This is a genomic window from Pseudomonas sp. FW305-20 (assembly GCF_058788075.1).
On record NZ_JBYTAJ010000002.1, the window covers coordinates 172942 to 196365 of the forward strand.

15 protein-coding genes are annotated in these 23424 nt (G+C 58.9%); 8 read left to right on the plus strand and 7 right to left on the minus strand.

The features are described 5' to 3' along the window. Positions 1 to 201: 201 nt before the first annotated feature. The 5 genes from AC3WP4_RS02790 (at position 202) to AC3WP4_RS02810 (ending at position 6728) form a co-directional block, all read left to right on the plus strand. Positions 202 to 3693: a response regulator gene (locus AC3WP4_RS02790; protein WP_102614725.1), complete on the plus strand. Its 3492-nt coding sequence runs from the start codon at positions 202 to 204 to the stop codon at positions 3691 to 3693. Continuing rightward, complete coding sequence (locus AC3WP4_RS02795) at positions 3693 to 4508, plus strand: CheR family methyltransferase (RefSeq protein ID WP_102614724.1); 816 nt, start codon at positions 3693 to 3695, stop codon at positions 4506 to 4508. Before AC3WP4_RS02790 ends, AC3WP4_RS02795 begins: the two co-directional genes overlap by 1 nt. Further along, complete coding sequence (locus AC3WP4_RS02800; protein WP_102614723.1) at positions 4505 to 5098, plus strand: chemotaxis protein CheB; 594 nt, start codon at positions 4505 to 4507, stop codon at positions 5096 to 5098. Before AC3WP4_RS02795 ends, AC3WP4_RS02800 begins: the two co-directional genes overlap by 4 nt. Beyond that, the gene (locus AC3WP4_RS02805; RefSeq protein WP_076031168.1) at positions 5092 to 6273 is read left to right on the plus strand and encodes a hybrid sensor histidine kinase/response regulator; all 1182 of its coding nucleotides are present in this window, start codon (positions 5092 to 5094) and stop codon (positions 6271 to 6273) included. The genes AC3WP4_RS02800 and AC3WP4_RS02805 overlap by 7 nt, the downstream gene beginning before the upstream one ends. 77 nt (positions 6274 to 6350) lie before the next feature. Further along, positions 6351 to 6728 carry a response regulator gene (locus AC3WP4_RS02810; RefSeq protein ID WP_074876490.1) on the plus strand — a complete coding sequence of 126 codons (378 nt, stop codon included), beginning with the start codon at positions 6351 to 6353 and terminating at the stop codon, positions 6726 to 6728. A gap of 134 nt (positions 6729 to 6862) precedes the next feature. Here the strand turns inward: AC3WP4_RS02810 and AC3WP4_RS02815 are convergent, their stop codons facing one another. The 7 genes from AC3WP4_RS02815 to AC3WP4_RS02845 form a co-directional block, all read right to left on the minus strand. Next, positions 6863 to 8515: an ATP-binding protein gene (locus tag AC3WP4_RS02815; RefSeq protein ID WP_074880677.1), complete on the minus strand. Its 1653-nt coding sequence runs from the start codon at positions 8513 to 8515 to the stop codon at positions 6863 to 6865. Between the two features lie 14 nt (positions 8516 to 8529). Then, on the minus strand, positions 8530 to 10032 hold the full coding sequence (locus AC3WP4_RS02820) for an ATPase domain-containing protein (protein WP_074876491.1): 1503 nt from the start codon (positions 10030 to 10032) through the stop codon (positions 8530 to 8532). A 115-nt stretch (positions 10033 to 10147) separates the two neighbouring features. After that, positions 10148 to 11203, minus strand: coding sequence for a tetratricopeptide repeat protein (locus AC3WP4_RS02825; protein ID WP_102614721.1), 1056 nt, complete (start codon positions 11201 to 11203; stop codon positions 10148 to 10150). 246 nt (positions 11204 to 11449) lie between these two features. After that, complete coding sequence (locus tag AC3WP4_RS02830) at positions 11450 to 12871, minus strand: efflux transporter outer membrane subunit (protein WP_102614720.1); 1422 nt, start codon at positions 12869 to 12871, stop codon at positions 11450 to 11452. Beyond that, positions 12868 to 16050, minus strand: coding sequence for an efflux RND transporter permease subunit (locus AC3WP4_RS02835; RefSeq protein ID WP_074876497.1), 3183 nt, complete (start codon positions 16048 to 16050; stop codon positions 12868 to 12870). The genes AC3WP4_RS02830 and AC3WP4_RS02835 overlap by 4 nt, the downstream gene beginning before the upstream one ends. A gap of 15 nt (positions 16051 to 16065) precedes the next feature. Then, a complete protein-coding gene (gene mexE / locus AC3WP4_RS02840) occupies positions 16066 to 17319 on the minus strand; it encodes a multidrug efflux RND transporter periplasmic adaptor subunit MexE (RefSeq protein WP_102614719.1) in 1254 nt (417 codons plus the stop codon). 319 nt (positions 17320 to 17638) lie between these two features. Further along, positions 17639 to 18556, minus strand: a complete 918-nt coding sequence (locus AC3WP4_RS02845) for a LysR family transcriptional regulator (protein ID WP_008156370.1) — start codon at positions 18554 to 18556, stop codon at positions 17639 to 17641. A 268-nt stretch (positions 18557 to 18824) separates the two neighbouring features. On the opposite strand from AC3WP4_RS02845, the gene AC3WP4_RS02850 reads away from it, so the two are divergent. The 3 genes from AC3WP4_RS02850 to AC3WP4_RS02860 all read left to right on the plus strand — a co-directional run bounded on the left by AC3WP4_RS02850 (position 18825) and on the right by AC3WP4_RS02860 (position 23378). Then, on the plus strand, positions 18825 to 19847 hold the full coding sequence (locus AC3WP4_RS02850) for a zinc-dependent alcohol dehydrogenase family protein (RefSeq protein ID WP_074876501.1): 1023 nt from the start codon (positions 18825 to 18827) through the stop codon (positions 19845 to 19847). Positions 19848 to 20422: 575 nt separating this feature from the next. Next, positions 20423 to 21910 carry a hypothetical protein gene (locus tag AC3WP4_RS02855; RefSeq protein WP_102614718.1) on the plus strand — a complete coding sequence of 496 codons (1488 nt, stop codon included), beginning with the start codon at positions 20423 to 20425 and terminating at the stop codon, positions 21908 to 21910. Positions 21911 to 21977: 67 nt separating this feature from the next. Continuing rightward, positions 21978 to 23378, plus strand: coding sequence for an aminotransferase-like domain-containing protein (locus AC3WP4_RS02860; RefSeq protein ID WP_074876505.1), 1401 nt, complete (start codon positions 21978 to 21980; stop codon positions 23376 to 23378). The last annotated feature ends 46 nt before the right edge of the window (positions 23379 to 23424 follow it).

Below are 23424 nucleotides of genomic sequence, written 5' to 3' on the forward strand. Positions count from 1 at the left end.
CTTCAGTAAGTGACGGAACCCGACAAGTTCCCACGCGGTAGAAAAAAGATTAGTCACACAAGCGTTGGCAAGGATAACCGCTCCTTGGCAGTGGAGCAGTTGAATGTGGGATTTTGCGCGAAAAGGTGTCAGAAAATTGGATCAAGCCGGCGCTTTTGGGGCAAACTCCTTGGTTTTCAACAGTTCGACAAGGTTTCCCCCATGACATCCGCGTCTTCGGTTGATGAGCAACGATTCCGTAAACTCCTGAGCCGTAACGTCAGCCTGCCATTAGGGGTCGGCGCGCTCAGTGCAGTGTTCTTTGTTTCGCTGATCACTTACCTGCTGTCGGTGACCCAGTGGGTCGAGCACACCGACCGGGTGATCAATAACGCCAATGAATCGATCAAGCTGACCGTCGATCTGGAAACCGGAATGCGCGGCTTCCTGCTGACTGGCGACGAGCACTTCCTTGAACCCTACGAAACGGCCAAGCCGCGAATAGCAGTGGCCCTCAAAACCTTGCTCGATCTGACCGCAGACAATCCGGTGCAGACCGACCGTCTGCACCGGCTCCAGGCCTTGCAGAATGAGTGGGCCGCTTACGCGCAGACCCTAATTGAATTGCAACGATCCAGCGGTGATTACCGCAGCGCGGTCAAGACCGGGCGCGGCAAGCGGCTGACCGATGAGATCCGCAGGCAATTCGAAGACGTGATCGACATGGAGCAACAGTTGCGCACCACGCGTAACGAGGATGTGCGCAGTACCACGATCTGGAGCATCAGCCTTTACCTGTTGTTCATCGCCGGGATCAGCGCCTTGCTGGCCTACATTGGTCGTCGGGATCTGCTCAACCTTTCGCAAAGTTACAGCGCCAACCTCGCCGGGCAACAGGCCAGTGCCCAGCGTCTGGAACAGCAGGCCTGGCTGCGCAATGGCCAGACTGAACTGGCCGAACAAGTGCTGGGGCAACTGTCGCTGAATCTGCTGGGCCGCAACATTCTGCAGTTCTGCGCGCAATACCTGGGCACCGCCGTAGCCGCCATTTATGTCCGCGAAGAACATGGCGGGCTCAAGCGCATTGCTTCTTACGGTTTCTCCCGCGAGCAGGAAGCGCGCGAACAGCAGATTTACAGCGATGAAGGCATTGTCGGCCAGGTCGCGCACCAGGCTCGCTTGATCCGTCTCGATAACGTACCGGACTGTTACTTCAAGGTTAGCTCCGGCCTGGGCGAAGGTTTGCCGCACAGTGTGCTGGTGGTGCCGACCAGTGACGATGATCGGGTCAACGGTGTGATCGAACTGGGTTTCCTGCGCCCGCTGATGGATCGCGATGTCGAATTGCTTGAACTGATTGCCGGCAACATAGGCACCTCCATCGAGGCCGCTCGCTATCGCCAGCGCCTGCAAGAAGTGCTGGCTGAAACCCAGCAGCTCAATGAGGAGCTGCAAGTCCAGCAGGAAGAACTCAAGACCGCCAACGAAGAGCTGGAAGAGCAGTCGCGGATTCTCAAGGAATCCCAGGCGCATCTGGAGACCCAGCAGGTCGAGCTTGAACAAACCAATGAGCAGCTCGCCGAACAGGCGTTGATCCTGGCGGACCAGCGCGACGCCATGGACAAGAAAAATACCGAGCTCAATCAGGCCCAGCACCTGCTCGAAGAGCGCGCCGAAGAGTTGCAGCGTTCGAGCAAGTACAAGTCTGAATTCCTCGCCAACATGTCCCACGAGTTGCGCACGCCGCTGAACAGCTCGTTGATCCTGGCCAAGTTGCTGGCGGAAAACCCCCAGGAAAACCTCAGCGCCGAACAGGTCAAGTTTGCCGAGTCGATCTATTCTGCCGGCAATGATTTGCTCAACTTGATCAACGACATTCTCGATATTTCCAAGGTCGAGGCCGGCAAGCTTGAAATGCGGCCGGAGAACACCAGCGTGGCGCGATTGGTGGATGGGTTACGCGAGATGTTCCAGCCCTTGGCCACCGATAAGAAGCTGCATTTCCAGGTGGAAGTGCAGGCCGGTGCGCCGATGATGATCTTCACCGACCGCCAGCGTCTGGAGCAGGTGATCAAGAACCTGTTGTCCAACGCGGTGAAATTCACTGAAAAAGGCGAGGTCAGCCTGACAGTTGCCAGTCAGCCCGCCGACGGTATTGCCTTTATCGTTCGCGATTCGGGGATTGGCATTGCCGCGGATCAGCAGGACAGTATTTTCGAAGCCTTCCGCCAGGCCGATGGCACCACCAATCGCCGTTATGGCGGCACCGGCCTTGGCTTGTCGATTTCCCGTGACCTGGCCGCCTTGCTCGGCGGCTCCATCAGTGTCACCAGCGAGCCGGGGCAGGGCAGTGTGTTCACCCTGGTGTTGCCGCAGCAATACGTTGAACCGGGCGAAGAACCTGTCGAACCGATGAGAGCCACCCCGGTTGCCATGACCCCGAGAGTAATGCCCGCTGCACGGGTACCGCTGATCGCCGAAGTCGATATCCCGCGCTTCGACGACGATCGCACCAAGGCGCCATTCACCACGCGTTGCATTCTGGTGGTGGAAGACGAGGCGAACTTCGCCAATATCCTGTACGACCTGGCCCATGAGCTGGGTTATCAGTGCCTGGTGGCGCACGGGGCGGACGAAGGCTACGACCTGGCCAGGGAATTCATCCCGGACGCCATTCTGCTGGACATGCGTCTGCCGGATCATTCCGGGTTGACTGTGTTGCAGCGTCTGAAGGAACACGCTGAAACCCGGCATATCCCGGTGCACGTGATTTCCGTGGAAGACCGGGTCGAAGCCGCAATGCATATGGGCGCTATCGGTTACGCGGTCAAGCCGACTACCCGAGAAGAACTCAAGGACGTGTTTGCCCGTCTTGAGGCCAAGCTGACCCAGAAAGTCAAACGCGTCCTGCTGGTCGAAGACGATGACCTGCAGCGCGACAGCATTGCCCGGCTGATCGGCGACGAGGACATCGAGATCACTGCTGTTGGCCTGGCACAAGATGCGCTGGACCTGCTGCGTACGACGATTTTCGATTGCATGATCATCGACCTGAAACTGCCGGACATGCTCGGCAACGACTTGCTCAAGCGCATGTCCACGGAAGATATCTGCTCGTTCCCCCCAGTGATTGTCTACACCGGACGCAACCTGACCCGGGACGAAGAGGCCGAGCTGCGCAAGTATTCGCGCTCGATCATCATCAAGGGTGCGCGCTCGCCAGAGCGTTTGCTGGATGAGGTCACACTCTTTCTGCACAAGGTCGAATCCAGGTTGTCCCATGAACGCCAGAGGATGCTCAAGACCGCGCGCAGTCGCGACAAGGTTTTCGAGGGTCGCAAGGTGCTGCTGGTGGACGACGATGTGCGCAACATCTTCGCCCTCACCAGTGCCCTGGAGCAAAAGGGTGCAGTCGTGGTCATCGGTCGCAACGGTCGCGAAGCGATTGAAAGACTGAATGAAGTCGAGGACATCGATCTGGTGTTGATGGACGTGATGATGCCGGAAATGGATGGTTTCGAAGCCACCATCGAGATCCGCAAGGACCCGCGCTGGCGCAAGCTGCCGATCATTGCGGTGACGGCCAAGGCCATGAAGGACGATCAAGAGCGGTGCTTGCAAGCGGGCTCCAACGATTACCTGGCCAAGCCCATCGACCTGGATCGCCTGTTCTCGCTGATTCGCGTGTGGTTGCCGAAGATGGAACGCATTTAGTGGAAAAGAACACCGAAATCGAATTGCGCTTGTTGATCGAGGCGATCTACCTCAAATACAGCTATGACTTTCGCGATTACTCCGGCGCTTCGATCAAGCGCCGGGTCAATCACGCGTTGAGCCAGTTCGAGTGCACGACCATTTCAGCGTTGCAGGATAAGGTCCTGCACGACCCAACGGCATTCATGCAGTTGTTGCAACTGCTGACGATCCCGGTCAGCGAAATGTTCCGCGACCCTTCGCATTTCCTGGCGATCCGCAGGGAAGTGGTGCCGCTGCTCAAGACTTACCCCTCGATCAAGATCTGGATCGCCGGTTGCAGCACCGGTGAAGAGGTCTATTCGATGGCCATTCTGCTGCGCGAAGAAGGCTTGCTCGATCGCACCATCATTTACGCCACCGACATCAATCCGCGCTCGCTGGATAAAGCCAAGCAAGGGATATTCTCGATGGAGAATGTCCGCGCCTACACTCATAACTACCAGCAGGCAGGTGGCCAGCGTTCGTTCGCCGACTACTACACAGCGGCTTACGGTTACGCCATTTTCGACAAGACCCTGTGTGAGAACGTGACCTTCGCCGATCACAGCCTGGCGACTGACAGTGTCTTTTCAGAAACTCAATTGATTTCGTGCCGTAATGTTTTGATTTATTTCAATAAAAAGCTTCAGGATCGTGCTTTCGGTTTGTTCCATGATTCCCTTTGCCATCGAGGATTTCTGGTGCTGGGCAGCAAGGAAACCCCGGATTTCTCGTCTTACGGCAATCAGTTCGAACCGTTGGTCAAACAAGAACGGGTCTACCGAAAATCATGAACAGTGCAGCGGATCTGCCTTCCATAGAGGCTATTGTGATCGGCGCCTCGGCCGGCGGAGTGGAGGCGTTGCTGAGTATCCTCGGCCCACTGCGAGAAGGCTTCCAACTGCCGATCATTGTGGTTTTGCACTTGCCGGACGGACGCTGCAGTCATCTGGTCGAGGTGTTCGCACGGCGCGTGGCCATGCCAGTACGGGAAGCCTGCGACAAGACGCTGGTCGAAGCGGGAACGCTGTATTTCGCGGCTCCGGGTTATCACTTGTCGGTGGAGCAGGACCGCAGTTTTTCCTTGAGCCTGGAAGCCCGCGTGCATTATTCGCGACCTGCCATCGATTACCTGTTCGAGTCGGCCGCCGATGCCTACGGTTCAGCTCTGGCTGCGGTGTTGTTGACCGGCGCCAACCGTGATGGCGCTCGCGGCCTGGCCCAGGTCAAGCGCCATGGCGGCATGACCATCGTTCAGGACCCGGACGAAGCCCAGGTCGCGACCATGCCCCAGGCGGCGCTTGATATACACCAACCGGACCATATCCTCCCTATTCGCGGCATCGGCCGTCTGCTTGTCGAGCTGGAACGAATCGCATGCTAAGTACTATCCAGGCCAAATTACTGATCGTTGACGATCTACCGGAGAACTTGTTGGCGCTCGAAGCGCTGATCAAGCGCGAAGACCGTATCGTCTACAAAGCCTTGTCCGCCGACGAGGCCTTGTCGCTATTGCTGCAACACGAGTTCGCCATGGCCATTCTCGATGTGCAGATGCCTGGCATGAACGGCTTCGAACTGGCCGAGCTGATGCGCGGCACGGAAAAGACCAAGAACATTCCGATCGTGTTCGTCAGTGCGGGCGGTCGCGAGCTGAACTACGCGTTCAAGGGCTATGAAAGCGGCGCCGTGGATTTCCTCTACAAGCCGCTGGACATCCATGCGGTCAAGAGCAAGGTCAACGTGTTCGTCGAACTGTTTCGCCAAAGCAAGGCGATGAAACAGCAGGTCGAAGAGCTGGAGCAAAGCCGTCGCGAGCAGGAAGCATTGCTCAAGCAGTTACAGAGTACCCAGCTGGAACTGGAGCAAGCGGTGCGCATGCGTGATGACTTCATGTCCATCGTCGCCCACGAAGTCCGCACGCCGCTCAATGGCCTGATCCTCGAAACCCAATTGCGCAAGATGCACCTGGCCCGGGACAACGCGGCGGCGTTCACCCTGGACAAAATGCACGCGATGGTCGATCGCGACGAGCGGCAGATCAAAAGCCTGATCCGCTTGATCGAGGACATGCTCGATGTGTCGCGCATTCGCACCGGCAAGTTGTCGATCCGACCAACGCGCTTCGATTTATCGGCGCTGGTCCGCGACTTGTTGCAGAACTTTGCCCCGCAGATCGATGCTGCCGAGTCCTCGGTCACCCTGGAAGCCGAGCAACCCGTGGTGGGCAGTTGGGACGAATTTCGCATTGAACAGGTCATTTCCAACCTGCTGACCAATGCGTTGCGCTACGGCGCCAAGAGCCCGATCACCGTTAGGGTGTACAGTGAGAGCGATCAGGCTTGGGTGGAAGTGCGCGATTCAGGGATCGGCATCGACGAAGAGAACCAGATGCGTATTTTCCAGCAGTTCGAACGCGTCACGGCCAAACACGCAGTCGCGGGGTTGGGCCTGGGGTTGTTTATTTCCGAGCAGATTGTGGCCGCCCATGGCGGTTCCATTACCGTCGAAAGCCAAATTGGCGAAGGCGCCTTGTTTCGCGTTTGTCTGCCGCTTTAGGAAACTGGCCAGATAAACGCAACCTCTGATCGGCCCCATGGTCGTATCAGCAGCTATTGACCGAACAAAGGCTTCCCATGAGTGAAGATGCACAAGACGTCGTATTGATCGTCGAAGATGACCCCTCGATTCTGATGGTGCTTTCGGCCTATCTGTCGGGTGAGGGCTACCGGGTATTGCAGGCCGAAAACGGCGAGCAGGCCTTCGAAATCCTGTCGAGCAAACCGCACCTGGACATGATGATCACCGATTTCCGCCTGCCGGGCGGCATCTCTGGCGTGCAGATTGCTGAACCTGCCGTGAAGCTGCGACCGGAGCTCAAGGTGATCTTTATCAGCGGTTATCCGCAGGAGATCCGCGAGACGGACAGCCCGATCACCCGTAAGGCGCCGATCCTGGCCAAGCCGTTCGATCTGGATGTGCTGCAAGAGCTCATGCGGGAAATGCTTTCCTGAGCGCCGCACGCTCTATGTAGCAGCTGCCGAAGGCTGCGTTCGGGCGCGTAGCGGCCGCTTATCGGGGCTATACAATCCCTTGGTGAGGACTTCGTCCTCGAACGCAGCCTTCGGCAGCTGCTACAAGGGGGGCGTCAGATCCTGATCATCTCCCGCACCTTCGCCGTCAACAGGTCGAAGGTGAACGGCTTGGTAATCATCTGCATGCCAGGATCCAGAAAACCACCGCGCACCGCCGCGTGTTCGGCATATCCGGTAATGAACAACACCTTCAGGTCCGGCCGGTATTGCCGGCCGATTTCCGCCAGTTGCCGGCCATTCATGCCGGGCAATCCAACGTCGCTGATCAATAGATCGATACGCTGCCCGGAATCGAGAATCGGCACCGCGCTGTCGGCATCGCCAGCCTCGACGAAGGCATAACCCAGGTCACTCAACACCGTACTGACCAACACCCGCACCGCTGGATCGTCCTCGACGATCAGCACCGTTTCGCCATTGCGCGCGTATGGCGCGTGCTGGACGTTCACCGGGTTGTCCTGAGGCAGGTCACTGCCGCATCGCGGCAGAAACAGGCTCACCGTGGTGCCTTCGCCCACTTCACTTTGAATGGCGACGTGGCCGCGTGATTGTTTGCTGAAGCCATAGATCATCGACAATCCAAGGCCGGTGCCCTGACCGATGGGCTTGGTGGTAAAGAACGGGTCAAAGGCTCGGCTGATGGTGCTGGGTGGCATGCCACAGCCGGTGTCCGTGACGCTAAGCACCACATAATCACCGGGTTGAAGGTTGCTTTGCGTCTTGGTGAACTCAAGGTCCAAATGCTGATTGCTGGTTTTTACCACCAGTTTGCCGCCATCGGGCATCGCATCCCGAGCATTGATCACCAGATTGAGCAGGGCGCTTTCCAGTTGATTGGGATCGGCTTCGGCCACCCAGAGTTGCTCGTTGAGCTGCATGTCCAGTTGAATGGTTTCGTTGATGCTGCGCTGAAGCAATTCGCCCATGGACACCACCAGGGTGTTCATCGCCACGGGTTTGGAGTCCAGCGACTGACGCCGGGAGAACGCCAGCAAACGGTGGGTCAGGCCTGCCGCGCGGTTGGCTGAGGTCACGCCCAGGTCGATCAGGCTGTCCAGATCTTCAGTGCGCCCACGGGCCAGGCGTCGACGCAGCAGCTCCAGGCTGCCGATGATGCCGGTCAGCATGTTGTTGAAGTCGTGGGCAATGCCGCCGGTGAGCTGGCCAACCGCTTCCATTTTCTGCGATTGACGCAGGGCTTCTTCATTGTGTCGTAGCTGGGCGGTGCGTTCCTCGACCTGCTGTTCGAGGGTTTCGAGGGTGTTCTGCAACCGCAGTTCGCTTTGACTCAAATCGATCAGCCGATCCCTGGCTTCGTACTGTCGTCGACGGCCGCGCAACGCGGTGGTCACCAGGCTGATCAACGTGACCGGGTGAAAAGGACGCTCAAGAAAGGTCACGTTCCCCAGCTGCGGGCCGTAGCGCGACGCCGGGTTTTGTTCGGGGCCGCCATGGTAGGTCATCAAGACAATCGGAAGATCGGACCAGGCCGGTTGTTGCTCGATCAGCAAGAGCAGTGGCTCAAGGTCACCGCCCAGCAAGGCTTCGGAGGAGATCAGCAGCAAGCCTGCCCCTTGCTCCAGTTCACTGCATAACGCCACCAGGTCCCGAGTGATGACCCCGTCGTAACCCGCTTCGTTGAGCATCATCAACGCAATCTGGCTGTCGCGACCCAGCGGCGCGAGAATGATCGCGCGCTCGGACATCGCTTCCTGGGCGATCACGGGCTTTGTTCCTCAAGCAAGGGGTTGCTGGCACCCAGATAAGTCGGGACGCCGCGCAATACCCCTTGGAAGGCATCCAGTGGTTCACCAATGGTCATGCCCTGAGCGCTGATGCGGTATTCGCGAATGGTCGATTCATGGCTGCCTGTACGTTTCTTGATGATTGAAATCGCCCGGCGCACCTTGCCCAGTGCCTCGAAGTAGCGCAGCAGGATGACCGTGTCGGCCAGATAGGTGATGTCCACGGGGGCCTGCATGTCGCCGACCAGTCCATGCTGGGCGACGGTCATGAAGGTCGCGGCACCCTGGCGATTGAGGTACAGCAGCAACTCGTGCATGTGCAGTACCAACGCGTTTTCCTCGGGCATCGCTGCCTGATAGCCGTTGATGCTGTCGATCACGACCGTCTTGATATCGCCGTCATCGACGCAGCGACGAACCCGGTAGGAAAACTCTCCGGGGGACAACTCGGCCGCGTCCACCTGCTCGATCAGCAGGTTGCCGGTGTCTTGCAGCGCCTTGAGGTCGATGCCGATGTTCTTCATGCGCTCGAACAGCAACCCGAGCTCTTCATCGAAAATGAACAGCGCAGCTTTTTCGCCACGGGCCACGGCGGCAGCGGCGAAGATCATCGAGATCAGCGATTTGCCGGTACCGGCAGGGCCGAGGATCAACGTGCTGGAACCGGTCTCGATCCCGCCACCGAGCAAGGCATCCATTTCCTTGATGCCGCTGGTTAACTGCTGGCGAATGTAGCGACCGCGATGCTCGGCGGCCACCAGGCGCGGAAACACATGAACGCCATCGCCCATGATGGTGAAGTCATGAAACCCGCCACGGTACTTCTGGCCACGGTACTTCACCACGCGGATTCGCCGACGCTCGGCGCCATAGTTGGGGGTCAGTTCCTCAAGGCGAATCACCCCGTGGGCCACACTGTGCACGGTTTTGTCGAGGGATTCGGTGGTCAGGTCGTCCAGCAACACCACTGTGGCGTCATAGCGCACGAAGTAGTGTTTGATCGCGAGGATCTGGCGACGGTAGCGCAAAGAACTCTGGGCCAGCAAACGGATCTCGGAAAGGCTGTCGAGCACTACACGAGTCGGCTTGACCCGTTCGACCACTTCAAAAATCTGCTTGGTGGCTTCGCCCAGTTCAAGGTCCGAGGAATACAGCAGGCTTTGCTGATGTTCGGCATTGAGCAGGCTTTCCGGGGGCGTCAGCTCGAAGATGTGGATGTTCTCATCCAGCTCCCAACCATGGGACAAGGCCCCTTGGCGCAATTCGCGTTCGGTCTCGGACAGGGTGATGTACAACGAGCGTTCACCAGCACGAGCGCCGGCCAACAGGAAATGCAAAGCGACGGTGGTTTTGCCGGTTCCGGGTTCACCCTCCAGTAAAAACACATGGCCGCGGGACAAACCACCGGCCAGGATGTCATCCAGACCTTCGATGCCGGTGGCGGCTTTTGCACTGATCAACTCGTTTGATGTAGACAAAAAATGCCCTCTCATGACTAGGGGAAACGAGGCAGCAGGCGGTAGTGCCTGAATGGACTGCCTGATCTCTTGACCCTTGGTCGAGACGACGAGTTCAACGAAATTTTTGTTGTTGTTAAAGCCCTTGCTGCAGGGCAGGGTCGTCGGGATTGAGTTGTTCAAGTTGCGCCAACAGAATCTGCACGTTCTGTAGCTGGCCGCTTTCTTTCCAGTAGTTGATCAGCAATACCCGGGCTCTGCGGTCGGCCGGGTGGCGCTGGACGATCTCTTGCAACTGTTTCTGCGCCGCTTCCAGCTCCTGTTGATCGTGAAGCGTGGTGGCCAGGTCGTAGCGGTAATCCTTGTTATCCGGCTCCAGTTCCACGGCTTTGGAAAGGCCGAGCAGGGCGAACTCGCTTTGCCCGTGATGCAACAGCCAGAGTCCCAGGGCATGTTGCAGGTAGGCCGAGTCGGGCTGAGCCTTCAGTTGCTTGGCCAATAGCTGTCGGGCCGCATCGTTTTGGCCCAGGCGATCCAGCACGTCGATTTGCATCACCAGCGCGGGCAGGTTGCCGGGCGCAAGTCGCAAGGTGTTCTCCAGCGCCTGTTGCGCCTTTTTCAGTTCGGCATTGTGCAGATGCAACCGAGCCAGTTGATATTGGCTGTCGGCGCTTTGCGGCTGGCTCTTAAGGTCCTGTTCCCAGGCATCGATGGCTTGTTCCAGCGGCCCGAAGTACAAACCGAGGTCGTCCGGCGATAGCCCGAGCAGGGCGTTCACCGCGGCATAGCGCACGCGCTGTTCGCTGTCATCGAGTAACGGGCCCAACAGCAGGCTGCGCTGGCCGCTGGGCACCAGACCGCTGATGCTTTTGATCGCGGCGATGCGCACGTCCGGCGATTCATGCAGCAAGTCCGCATCCGCCAGTTTCAGGGCCACGGAGCTGGGGTAGTTGGGCAGTTCGGCATGCAACCAGACGCGGCGCTTGGGCGATATATCGGGGCGGCCCAGTTGCTGGTAGAGAACCCGCGCTGCGCCTGGTTGACCCGCGCGCGCCTGGTTCAGCGCCTCGCTGTAGCCACGTTTGATCGCCTCCGGCACGGCGGGGGTTGTGCTGCGCAGGAAAAACCAGGCAAGGCCGATGGCAAACAGGACGCAGAGGCTGATGAGCAGGTAGCGGCGGGACTGGGGCATGCAGGAATCCGGGAGCTGGCAAGCTGTTGCAAAGTTGCCAGCTTCGGTCAGCCAAGGCTGTGAGTCAAACCCAGACGCCGTTCAATTCGCCAGTCAGGCAATTCGAGGCAGGCTGGCTTTGCAATGATTTTGCCTACAGGTTGCGTCCCATCCCTTAATTCAGGCAAAAAAAAGCCCCGCGACCGAATGAGGCGCAGGGCAAAGGAATTGGTTGGTTGCGGCCAACCAAAGGAGCTCGTTAAAACTTTACTTGCTGGCGACCGTCTCCGGTTGCCAGCCACCGCCCAGGGCTTTGTAGATCGCGACAATGCCGCGATACAGATCGACTTCGGCCTGGGCCTGAGTGTCTTCTGCCGCCAGACGCTCACGCTGGGCATCGAGCAGGACGAGGAAGTCCGCCGTACCTTCGCGGTAGCGAATTTCCGCCAGGTCGGCAGCGGCGCGGCTCGACTCACTCTGACGAATCAGTGAGATCAAGCGTTGTTGCCGTTTGCCGTAGTCGCTGAAGGCGTTTTCCGATTCTTCCAACGCCAACAGGACTTGCTGTTCGTAGGTTGCCAGGGCGCCTTCAGCATCCGCATCGGCGCCACGCAAACGTGCTCGCACGCTGCCCAGATCGAACGCGGCCCAGGTAATGCTTGGACCCAGAGCCCAGGCGTTGGCCGCCGAGGACCCGATCTGCGAACCGCGCCCGGCGGTGAAGCCAAGGAAACCGCTAAGGCTGACCCGTGGGAACAAATCAGCCTTGGCCACGCCGATACGGGCGGTGGCGGAGGCCAGTTTGCGCTCGGCGCTGAGAATGTCCGGGCGGCGCTGCAGCAGTTCACCCGGATCACCGATCGGCAGGGCCTTGGCGATCGCCGGCAAGTCTTTTGGACTCAGGTCGACGGTCAGCTTGTCTGGCCGCTCTCCCAGCAGAGTGGCGATGCGGTTTTTCTGCCGAACCTGTTCGGCCTGCAATTGCGGCAGGCTGGCTTCGACGGACGCCAGGCGTGCATCGGCGCGGACCACATCGAGCTGATCGCCGACGCCGGCATCACGCAGGCTGACGGTGATCTTGCTCGATTCCTGCTGGTTGTTCAGGTTGGCCAGGGCGATCTTTTCCCGCAGTTGCGCACCGCGCAGTTGACCGTAGGCATCCACCAGTTCAGCAATCATCGAGACTTGCAGTTGGTACAGATCGGCTTCGAGCGCTTGCTGTTCGGCGTCGGCGGATTCCAGGTTGCGCTGGATACGCCCAAACAGGTCGATCTCCCACGCCATGTCGAGGCCCAGGTCGTAGCGTTCGCTACTGACACGTTTGGTGGTCTGGCCCGGAATCTGACCCTTGGCCAGGTCACTGCTGGCCCGGCTGGTAATGGTGGGCATGGCGTCATTGCTGACGTCATCGCGAATCGCCCGGGCCGCTTTCCAGCGAGCGAAGGCCACGCGCAAATCACGGTTGCCTTGCAGCGATTGAGTCACCAACTGGTTGAGGGTCGGGTCTTCGAACTGCTGCCACCAGATGCCTTCGAAACGCGAGCGGTCGAAGTTTTTCTGACCGGCGCTGCCATCGGTAGCGGTGGTGATGTTGGCCGGCTCAGTGGCTGGAGTCTTGTAGTCCGGGCCGACGGCACAGGCACTCAGGGCCAGTACCAGAAGGCTCGGCAGGAAGGCTTTCAGACTCATTGTTGCGCCTCCAGTTTCAGGACCTTGGCCGCTTTGCGCTTTTCACCGCGCTCCACAAAATTACGAATCAATACGTAGAACACGGGCGTCAGCAACAGACCGAAGAAGGTCACCCCGAGCATCCCGGAGAACACCGCCACACCCATGGCATGACGCATTTCGGCACCGGCACCGCTGGAGAACACCAGAGGCACAACACCCATGATGAACGCGAAGGAAGTCATCAGGATCGGCCGCAAACGCAGGCGGCAAGCTTCGAGCACCGCCGCGAGCGGGTTCATGCCTTCGTCCTCCTGTTTATCCTTGGCAAACTCGACGATCAGAATCGCGTTCTTACAGGCAAGCCCCACCAGTACGATCAAACCGATCTGGGTGAAGATGTTGTTGTCGCCTCCCGAAGCAATCACACCGGTAATAGCCGACAGCAGAGTCATCGGTACGATCAGGATCACCGCCAATGGCAGGCTCCAGCTTTCGTATTGAGCCGCGAGTACCAGGAACGCCAGCAGCACGCAGAGCGGGAACACGAACAGTGCGGTGTTACCGGACAGAATCTGCTGGTAGGTCAGGTCGGTCCATTCGTAGGTCATGCCGTTCGGAAGTTCTTCCTTGAGCAGTTTCTCGATGGCTTTTTCGGCCTGGCCGGAGCTGTAGCCGGGAGCGGCTGCACCGTTGATTTCAGCGGTGATGAAGCCGTTGTAGTGCATCACGCGGTCCGGGCCCGAGGTGTCGCTGACCTTGATAAAGGTCGCCAGCGGGATCATCTCGCCTCTGTTGTTACGCACTTTCAACTGACCGATCTGGTCCGGTTCGAGACGGAACTGTTGTTCAGCCTGAACGTTGACCTGGTAGGTGCGACCGAAGCGGTTGAAGTCGTTGGCATACAGCGAACCCAGGTAGATCTGCAGGGTGTCGAAGATGTCGCTGACGGCCACGCCGTGAGTCTTGGCTTTTTCGCGGTCGATAGCGGCATCGACTTGCGGCACGTTCACGGTGTAGCTGGTGAACAGGGCGGCCAGTTCCGGCACGTTGTGGCTCTTGGTGATGATGTTCATAGTTTCTTTGTACAGCTCGTCATAACCCAGGTTGCCCCGGTCTTCGATCTGCAGGCGGAAACCACCAATGGTGCCCAGGCCTTGTACCGGCGGCGGCGGGAAGATCGCCATGTAGGCTTCCTGGATCCCGGCGAACTGGCCGTTCAATGCACCGGCAATCGCACCAGCGGACATGCTCGGGTCTTTTCGCTCGTCGAACGGTTTCAGGGTGACGAACACGATGCCGGCGTTAGGGCTGTTGGTGAAACCGTTAATCGACAGGCCAGGGAAGGCCACCGCACTTTCCACGCCAGGCTGTTTCAGGGCCAGGTCGGACATGCGTTTGATCACGTCTTCGGTACGGTCCAGGCTCGAGGCGTCCGGCAGTTGCGCGAAGGCCACCAGGTATTGCTTGTCCTGGCCGGGTACGAAACCGGTCGGGGTGTTGGAGAAACCGAAGAACGTCAGCACCATCAGCCCGGCGTACACCAGCAAGGCGATACCGCTGCTGCGGATAACCCGGCCTACAGTGCCGACATAACCATGGCTGGCCTTGTCGAAGAAGCGGTTGAACGGACGGAACAGCCAGCCACCGAAGATCTTGTCGAGAACCTTGGAGAAACGGTCCTTCGGTGCGTCATGACTTTTGAGCAACACCGCAGCCAGGGCGGGCGACAGGGTCAGCGAGTTGAACGCCGAGATCACAGTCGAGATCGCAATGGTCAGGGCGAACTGCTTGTAGAACTGCCCGGTCAACCCGGAGATGAACGCGGCCGGGATAAACACCGCACACAGCACCAGCGCCGTTGCGATGATCGGGCCGGTCACTTCACGCATCGCACGCTTGGTGGCTTCTACAGGGGTTAATCCGAGCCCGATGTTTCGCTCGACGTTCTCCACCACCACGATCGCATCGTCGACCACGATACCGATGGCCAATACCAGGCCGAACAGTGACAGGGCGTTCAGCGAGAAGCCGAACAGGTGCATCACGGCAAACGTACCGATCAGCGAAACCGGCACCGCCACCAACGGAATGATCGAGGCGCGCCAGGTTTGCAGGAACAGGATCACCACCAGCACAACGAGGATCAGCGCTTCGAAGAGGGTGTGAACCACCGCCTCGATGGAGCCGCGCACGAAGATCGTCGGGTCATAGACGATGCTGAAGTCCATGCCTTCCGGGAAGTTTTTCTTCAGCTCGGCCATTTTCTCCCGGACATCGTTGGAGATCTGGATCGCGTTGGAGCCGGGGCGCTGGAAGATCGGGATTGCCACCGCCGGCTGGTTGTTCAGCAAGGAGCGCAGGGCGTATTGGCTGGAGCCGAGTTCGACACGAGCGATGTCTTTCAGGCGAGTGATTTCACCATTGTCGCCGGAGCGAATGATGATGTTCTCGAACTCTTCTTCGGAAACCAGACGACCTTGGGTGTTGACCGACAGCTGGAACGCAGTGGCATTCGGCGCAGGCGGAGCGCCCAGGGCACCGGCCGCTACTTGACGGTTTTGTTCACGAATGGCGGTCACGACGTCGGTGGCGGTCAGGTTGCGCGAAGCGGTCTTGTTCGGATCGAGCCAGACCCGCAGCGAGTAATCGCCCATGCCGAACAGCTGCACATCACCGACACCGCCCAGACGCGCCAGCTCATCCTTGATGTTGAGCAAGGCGTAGTTGGACAGGTAGAGCATGTCGTAGCGTTTGTCCGGCGAGGTCAAGTGCACAACCATGGTCAGGTCGGGCGACGCCTTGTCTACGGTGATACCGATACGCGTCACTTCTTCTGGAAGTTTGGGTTCGGTCCGGGTCACCCGGTTCTGCACCTGGACCTGAGCGTTGTCCAGGTCCGTGCCCAGCGCAAAGGTGATGGTCAGGGTGATCTTGCCGTCGGCGGTGGACTGCGAGGACATGTACAGCATGTTCTCGACGCCGGTGATGGCTTGCTCCAGTGGCGCGGCCACGGTTTCACCGATGACTTTAGGGTTGGCACCCGGGAAGTTCGCCCGAACCACAACGGTCGGCGGAACCACTTCCGGGTATTCGCTGATCGGCAACTGGAACAGCGAGATGGCACCGGCGATCAGGATCAGCAGCGAAAGTACCGCGGCAAAGATCGGCCGTGAAATGAAGAATTGGGAAAAATTCATCGGAGTTGTCGTCCCTTAACCGCGTGGAGTCGCGGCAGCCAATTTCACAACCGAACCCGGCGCGACCTTGGCAGGTGCGACTTGGGGCAGGTTGCTGGCTTCCAGCGCTTGTCGTTGTTGTGCAAGTGCCGCGAGGGTTTGTTCACTGGCCATCGGGATCACTTCTGGCGTGACCGGCGAACCAGGGCGAACCCGTTGCAGACCCTTGACGATGATCGTGTCGTCCTTGTTCAGGCCGCTGCGCACGATGCGCAAACCTTCGATCTTCGGACCCAGCTCGACCGAGCGATACGCCGTCTTGTTGTCGGCATCCATCACCAGCACGAATTTTTTACCCAGATCGGTACCGACCGCTTCGTCGTTGATCAGCACGGCGGAATAGGTGCCGCTGCCGACCAGTTTCAGGCGGGCATACAGGCCTGGGGTGTAGGCGCCGTCGCTGTTGTCGAACACGGCACGACCGCGGATGGTGCCGGTTTTCGGGTTGACCTGGTTATCGACGAAGTTCATCACGCCCTGGTGGGGATTGCCGTCTTCGTTGGATAGGCCGAGGTACACCGGCGTGGTAGCACCGCGTTTGCCCTGGCGAGCGAGCTGGGTGTATTTGAGGAACACACGCTCGTCGGCGTCGAAGTAGGCGTAGACCTTGTCGGTGGACACCACGCTGGTCAGCGCGGTGGTATCGGCGGTCACCAGGTTGCCGGCAGTGATTTCTGCGCGGCTGACGCGGCCGCTGATCGGCGCGGTGACACGGGTGAAGCTCAGGTTCAGTTTGGCCAGGTCCAGTTGCGCCTGGAGGGCACCGACGGCGGCGCGGGCTTCTTGAGCAGCGCTGGTGCGCGAATCGGCCAGCTCGGCGGAGATCGCGTTGCTGGTGCGCAGACGTTCGCCACGCCGGGATTCGTTTTCGCTGCGGGTGGCGGTGGCGCGGGATTGGGCAACCAGGGCTTCGAGGCGGCGGACCTCGGCCTGGAATGGACGCGGGTCGATCTGGAACAGCAGGTCGCCTTTCTTGACCAAAGCACCTTCAGTGAAGGCCACTTCATCGATCTGGCCGGAGACCCGTGGACGAATCTCCACGGTTTCCGGGGCTTCGAGGCGCCCGGTGAATTCGTCCCACTCGTTCACCGGTTGTTCCAGCACCTTGGCCACGCTGACCTTGGCTGCGGGCATAGTGGCGGCCGTGTCCGGAGTCTTGCCGCAAGCGCTCATCACCAGCACGGCCAACAGGGCCAACGGGAAGCGTAAATGTTTGAGTGATTGTTCCATGGATGCATCCGCCAATGTATTGAGAATGGGCGGATGATGCTCGGGGAGGATGTATCGCACGAATCGAATGAGGCAAAGATAACTATCATTCGGAATGATATAAGCGCCAGCCAAGCTCTCTAGCGTGTACCTTTCGTTAGGCGGCTATCAATCAGGTTGATGACAATTCAGTGTTGCGGGGAGTGCAAAAGTTGGACGTAGAACCGAGTCGCGGCCATCGCGGGCAAGCCCGCTCCCACATTGAATCTATGGTGTTCACAAATCCCTGTGGGAGCGGGCTTGCCCGCGAAGAGGCCATCAGCCCTCATAACAATCAGGATCAGGCCAGACTATCCGGATCACCAAAAAACATCTGAATTCGCGAGCGTAACCAACGCTCACCCGGATCATTATCCTGCGACCCACGCCAGGCCATGTGCAATTCAAAACTGCGCACCGGCAACGGCGGGTCTTCAGCCCGCACACCGCCGGCCGCCGTTAATGCTTCAGCCGTATAATCCGGCACGGTCGCGACAATATCGGTGCCGCTGATGAGTGTGCTGAGTCCGTTGAACTGCGGCACGGCCAGCACCACATGACGTTTGCGCCCGAGCTTTTCCAGCTCTTCGTCTATAAAACCGCTCAGGTCACCAGCGAACGACACCAGGGCATGAGGCCGCGCGCAAAAATCATCCAGGCTCAACGGCCCCGGCACGGTGTCGGCCCGCAACAGCTTCGGCATGCTGCGGCGCAGTACTTTGCGCTTGGCGTTGGCCGGCAGGTCGGCGGTGTAGCTGACGCCGATGGAAATCTCGCCCGAAGCCAGCAGGCTCGGCATCAGGATGTAGTTGGCCCGACGCACCACCAGCACGATCCCCGGGGATTCGGCACGCAGGCGCTTGAGCAGCATCGGCAGCAGGGCGAATTCGACATCGTCCGACAGACCGATGCGAAACACCGCGGTGCTGGTCGCCGGATCGAATTCCGCCGCACGACTGACCGCGGTGGAAATCGAATCCAGTGCAGGCGAGAGCAGGGCGAAGATTTCCACCGCCCGGGCGGACGGTTCCATGCTGCGACCGGTGCGCACGAACAACGGATCATCGAACAGCCCGCGCAAGCGCGAGAGCGCCGCACTGATGGCCGGCTGACCGAGGAACAGTTTCTCCGCAGCGCGGGTCACACTGCGTTCGTGCATCAATGTTTCGAAAACGATCAACAGGTTCAGGTCGACACGACGCAGGTCATTACGATTCATCTGGAGTCCTGGCAGAGTCATCAAGCTTGACGAGAGCGGCCATATGAGAACAATGGCCGGCATGAATATTAAGGGGAAAGGCTGCTACTCTGCACCGAGTAATTCAGTTTTCCTGAAATGGATGCTTCGGTTTTCACGGCATTTGATGATGTCACCGGCGCTGCGGAATCAATGACAGGCATGTCGACTATTAATAGCCACTGATAGTCTTGGGTAGAAAGCCCGGATAGAGTTCAGGGCATTAGAGGTTTCTTTGACGAGGTTTGCGATGTCCCGCACGATCCGTTTTCACAAGTTTGGTCCAGCCGAGGTGCTCAAATGCGAAGAGCATGCGGCCGCTCTCCCTGCACCGGGCGAAGTGCAGGTGCGCGTCGAGGCGATTGGCATCAGCTGGTACGACATTCTCTGGCGCCAGAACCTGGCCTCGTCTCACGCTCGTCTGCCTTCAGGCCTTGGCCATGAAATGTCCGGCGTCGTGACGGCGGTCGGCGAGGGCGTCGATGATCTGGCAATCGGCGACAAAGTCGCCAGCTTCCCGGCTGCAAGCCCCAACGATTATCCGGTCTATGGCGAACAGATCGTTCTGCCGCGTACGGCACTGACTCGTTACCCGGACGTACTCAGCCCGATCGAAGCCAGTGTGCATTACACGCCGCTGCTGATCGCTTACTTTGCTTATGTCGATCTGGCACGGGTCAAGCCCGGGCAATTCGCCCTGGTGACCGACGCCAGTCATTGTGCCGGTCCGTCCTTCGTACAATTGGGCAAGGCTCTGGGCATCCGGGTCATTGCCGCAACCAAGACCGCGGAAGAACGTGAGAATCTGCTGTCCCTGGGCGCCGAGAAAGTCATCGTCACCGAGGAACAGGATCTGCTGATGCAGATCAACAAGATCACCGACAACCGTGGCGTGGACGTGGTGTTCGACGGTCTCGGCGGGCCACAGATGTCGTTGCTTGGCGATGTGCTTGCACCTCGCGGCAGCCTGGTACTGTACGGCCTGCAAGGTGGCAACCAGACGCCGTTCCCGGCCTGTGCGGCGTTCCAGAAGAACATCCAGTTCTTTGTGCACTGCATCGGCAACTTCACCGGCAAGCCGGAACTGGGCATCATCCAGGACCAGGTCGCACTGCAACGCGCCTTGCGCGACATCAACCAGATGACCGCCGACCGCGTGCTGCTACCGCTCAAGACTCGGGTCTTCCCGTTTGCCGAGTTTGTAGAAGCACACCGCTACATGGACGAATGCCCATGCCGCGAACGGGTCGCCCTCCAGGTCGAACCTGCCTAAGTCCTTCATGTAAGCCCCTCTGCAAAGTCCGCGTCCGCCGCGGACTTTTCTGTTTCAACCCCGCTGAAATGAGATGTCGCCTCGCCCCCTCAATAGGTCAGTTCAGCAACTGAACTGGTTTTTGCTCTCAATCTGTATCTTCTAATCATCATATAAGCCTTGATAATTGAATGATTACTTTCATCTCAAGGAATGAGTCATGGCTGGGTATCAGCTTGATACTTTTCAATACACACTGTTAATACATATCCGACCAATAGTTCGTCGTTGCGCTGTTACCAAAAAAACATGGGTGACTTCTTTCTCTATTTCTTGTGCTAATTGTCTGTGGGACGTTGTCGGATATTTCCTAGGATCTCGCGGTCGGCTGCAAGGGCCCGGCTCTACAGGGGTTCACGGTCACCTGCCTCTGGCGGGAGCAAGGGGGACTTCCAGTTATTTCAAATAATTACTAAAAGCTTAAGTGCTAGCATTTGGCAATAGCGTCCAGTACTTCAGTCGGGGCAAGCAACCCATTGCGCAATGCGTGTGGTGGTTGGCACGACATCGAACTTACAAGTATCAGGTAAATAAAGATGACCAATATCCATGACCAAGCGATGAACTATGTCTATCAGCAAGTGCTGCAGCGATTGTTGAGTTTCTTCTCGCGTGCCGAACGCACGGCATTGCAACTGATGATTCAGCGATTGGTGGTGGCCGCCGGAGGCATGGAGCATATTGGCGAATTCAAGGTCCTGGCCATTCAGTCGGGGTCCCGTGACAGTTGTTACACCCTGGCGCTGCTGCGCGCTGCGCAGCTGAGTATCGCCGGCCGGGCGCCAGCGACGTTCCAGTTGCGTGTGGCCTCCTTGCGCTTGAACGACGCAAGCCCGACGGCCCTGGAAAACATCCATCGCAGCTGCAGCGCCTTGTTCCTCTACGACGATCCTCGGGTCGAAGTGTTGATGGTTGATAACCGGGAGGTCCTGCCGTTCAACCACTTGACGCCGATTTCCGAAGGTGGCCGAGAGTCCAATCGGCTCAATCTTTTGATGGTGGGCCATTGTCGCGCCTGGAACGGGCCGCTTGAACTGTGGGACGACGGGTATTTGGCCACCGGAGAGTTCTATGGGCAAATAGCTCGCTGGGACCGCGGTGTCGATGCGTTGATCAGCAGCGACTCACCCCGTCAGCAGAAACAGTTTCTCGACGGCTTGAAGCGTGCGGCCGCCAAGGCCGGGCTCAAGACCTCGGATCATCACGAAACCGGCTACGAGGCGCTTTTCGCATTGCTCGATGAACTGGGCAGCGATTGCTACCGCGTTTTTTATGCCGACCATGGCCAGGTTGCGTGGCGCCCGGCCGAACGATTCGAGGCCTGTCGTCGCGCCACGTACATCGACATTCACGACTTGCTGGTCAGCAACCTGGAAGAGCGTTGGCCGCTGCTCACAGAGTTTCTCGGTTTTCAAGCCGACGAACTGGCGGCTCAGCTCAGCGACAACGAGTACGTCAGCCTTTCTATCTGCGCCCACATGCGGGGTTTGCAGTCGTGCTTCGTCCACGACCGCGGCTACGAAACAGGTGTCACCGAATACCTGCAGCGTGCATTGATCATGATGCGGCGCAAGCAACTGGCGGAACGGTTGTGCGAACAAGCGGTAGAGGCGTTCGGCAATCCGGCGATGTTGGCCGAACTGCGCGTGCTGGCGGCGGCCGAGGCGCAAAAAAGCCTTGGCCTGAACGAGGCTCAACTGGTGTGCCTGCTTTTTTCACCTTTCGTCGACAATGGCGCGGCGCTTGAGCGTTTTCTGCGCCAGTGCCACCCCGGCATGCTCGTGGCGATGCCTGATTTGCACCGGGCAATGCAGGGCCAGCCGGTGCCGGAGCAGGTTCTGCACTGGATGACCGATGTCAGCGGTTTGCCTGTCAACTTGATTGGCAAGATTTATCGCATGGCCCCGTTGTCTGCAGGTGAAAGCAGGGCAGGCGCGCTGGAAATCGACAGCGCGGGTGTGCAAGTGGCAACCGCTTGCGACGATGACACGGCGGTGGCGGATGAATGGTCAGCGGGGCGCTGAAAGTGCGTGGCTTGACAGATTTTCTGACGATGCATGAGGACGTTCACACGGCATTCGGCTCTTGCCCATGAAAGGGCCACGAGAAACAGACTTCGCGTATCAGGCGGTGTACCGATATCTGACTAACCTGATCAACGAACCGGTCAGTGACACGCGGGTCCGCCTGCCTTCGTTGCGTCAGTTGGCGGAGCGTCTGAGCGTGTCGATCTCGACCATTCAGTACGCATATTCGCTGCTGGAGAAGGAAGGTCGCGTCTATTCGGTGGCCAAGTCCGGGTATTACGCATTGCCGGTGTCCTCCATCAACACGCTGAGCAGTGGCAACGACCTGCTCGAAACCGTTTATGTCAATGCCAGACGTCCCGGCATGCTGGTGTTGAGCGCCGATGAACCGGCGCTGCTGCAACCCCTCGACAGTCCGTTGCTGCTACTTGAAAGAGAACTGCTGCGCCAGTATCCGCGTCAGCCGCAACCGACATCCCAACCTTGCGGCGAGCTGGAGTTGCGCATCGCCCTGGCCGCGCGCTACACCACTTCGCCGCTGCGCTGCTGGCATGCCGACGATGTCTATATTGGTGCCGACCTGCGTGGCGTACTGGAAATACTAATCGCGGTGTTGAATCTCAAGGACGCCACGGTGTTGGTCGAGTCGCCGTGCGACTGGGCGATTCTGCGGTTGCTCCAGGCTGCGCAGGTGCGAGTGATCGAGCTGGCGGTGCAATCCTGCGGTGGCCTGGACGTCGAATGGCTCAAAGAGCTGCTGGAGACCGAGCCGGTGCGGCTGGTGATGGTTTCATCCGGTCTGAACATGCCGCGAGGCAGCCTGGCACCCGACGACAACCGACAAATCGTCGCGCAGTTGCTGGAGCGACATGGCAGTTGGGTGCTGGAAAACGACTGCTACGGCGAACTAGGATTCGAACCGGACGGCCCGCGCTTTCGCGACCTGCTGGACCCCGATCGGCTGATCGTGTTTTCCACTTTCGAGAAAATCATCGGGCCGGAGGCGCCCTACGGCTACCTGCTGTCGCGGCACTTCAGTGCTGAATTGCAGCGGTACTTTCTGCTGCGTTCGTTCCGCTTGTCACCGATTCGCCAGAAAGCCATCGCGCGCTTGTACGGCAATGGACGTGTCGACCAGCATCTTCAGGTGTTACGGCGGATGCTCAAGGACCGCAAAGTGCAGATGACACAACTGTTGCAGGAGCGTCTGGGGGATGCCTTGCACTTTGTCGACCCTCAGGGCGGGGCGACCGTGTGGGTTCGTTCGCTGCGCCAGGTCGATGTACGTCGGGTGTTCCAGCGTCTGCTCAAGCATCAGGTGGTGTTCGCACCGGGAGAGCTGTTCAGCCTCCAGGGTTTGCATGCGCAACACTTGCGCCTGAGTCATACCTTCGGCGGTGATCACGACCTTGCCGCGGCGATGGGCTTGTTAGGAGACGCCTTGCGTCTGGAGTCGATCGATTGAACGGGGTCCCAGCCCCTGCGTGATACTGATGGATCGATCCCATCGC